Raw genomic sequence first — 1,566 nt, 5'->3', positions numbered from 1 at the left:
CCCCCCCCCCCCCCCCCCCCCCCCCCCCCCCCCCCCCCCCCCCCCCCCCCCCCCCCCCCCCCCCCCCCCCCCCCCCCCCCCCCCCCCCCCCCCCCGCGCCGTCAGGGGCGCGGGGCCGGCTGCCGCACGACCCGCCGGGCCACGACGGGACCCGGCTCCTGCACCTGGAAGTACGCCCGGGCCAGCACCTTCTGCTGGAGCGCCCGGTTGCGGTCCACGACCCGGTAGAGGGACCGGCGGGCCAGGCCGCCGAGCCGCCCGTCGAGCGCGAACAGCCGCTCCTGGCGCAGCTGGAGGGCACGGGAGCGGCGTACGGCCTCCTCGCGCGCGGCCTGGAACGTCTCGCCGGCCCGGACCAGCGCGGCGGCGCTGTCGTCGGCGAGCGCCTCGCCGACCAGCGGCGCCAGGGTGACCGCGTCGATGATCGCGTGGTTGACGCCCTGGCCGAGGATCGGGGTCAGGGTGTGCGCGGCGTCGCCCATGAGGACCAGACCGGGCATGGACCAGCGGGGCACCACCGTGGTGAAGATGTCCAGCATCGAGGTGTCCGACCAGGCCCGCACCTCCTTGCGCACGGTGTCCGACAGCTCGGGGGCGAGCCGGTCCAGCCGCTCGTGCAGCGCGCCCAGCCCCTTGGCCCGCAGGTCCTTCAGGCCCCCCTTCGGGATGTTGAGCCCGACGCGGACGCTGTCCGGATGGGTGGGGATGAACAGCCCGTGCTCACCGCCCCGGATGCGGATGCGGTACGTGTGGCTGTCCCACTCCTCGGGGAAGGGCAGCCGCAGCCAGATCACGTCCCGGTCCAGCGGCTGCTTCTCGTACGGCAGCCCGGACATCTCCCGGACCTTGCTGAACCGTCCGTCGGCCGCGACCGTCAGCGCCGCCCGCACGACCAGCTCGCCGTCGGGGGTGCGGGCGCGCACACCGGTCACCGGGCCGCTGTCGCCCCGCTCCCGCAGCAGGCCGACCGCGGTGGCGGACTGACGCAGCGTGAAGCCCGGGTGCGCCCGCCCGGCGTCGGCCAGGGCGGACAGCAGAGCGGGCTGCGGCAGTTCCACCGGGTAGGGGTGGGGGTAGCGGAAGTCGGAGAAGTCGACGCCCAGCACGGTGCTTCCGGAGTCGATGATCTCCATGTGGTGCATCTGCGCGTAGGTTCCGTCGAGCCGGTCGAGCAGACCGAGCCGGTCGAGCAGCCACACCGAGTCCGGGGACACCGACTCGCCGCGGAAGGACCGGTTGAAGTGTCCGCTCTGCTCCAGAACCACCACCGACACGGAACGCTTGGCGAGCTCCACGGCCAGGGTGAGCCCGGCCGGCCCCCCTCCGACCACGCACACCTGTGCGGTCAGCTCTGCTGTCATCGTTTTTGCTGCCTCTCCAGCGGAGTCATGGTCGGTCGATGGTGGGACCGCGGGCTAAAGCTCCCCTTGCAGCGACCGCCCCGCGCGCGGCTAGGCCCTGTCGTCAAATCCCCACCTACCCCGCGACGCCATGCACGCGCTCTCGACGCACCGGGCCCTGACCCGAGTACGTCCAGTACACGGGTCAGGGCCCGGCACGCCGAGA

At 74.4% G+C, this 1,566-nt stretch carries 1 protein-coding gene; it reads right to left on the bottom strand.

The window, feature by feature from the left end:
- Positions 1–101: 101 nt before the first annotated feature.
- Positions 102–1,361 (bottom strand): FAD-dependent oxidoreductase, encoded by a 1,260-nt coding sequence (locus ACZ4Z2_RS37300; protein ID WP_468082227.1) that lies wholly within the window; start codon positions 1,359–1,361, stop codon positions 102–104.
- Positions 1,362–1,566 lie beyond the last annotated feature (205 nt).

The sequence above is a fragment of the Streptomyces sp. NPDC030183 genome, assembly GCF_055573455.1.
Note: the sequence above shows the minus strand (reverse complement) of the source record. Positions and strands in the feature narration are given on the sequence as shown.

What these genes read in the sequence shown, in the direction of transcription:
- ACZ4Z2_RS37300 (WP_468082227.1), bottom strand. Translation starts at nt 1,361, where the DNA reads ATGACAGCAGAGCTGACCGCACAGGTGTGCGTGGTCGGAGGGGGGCCG.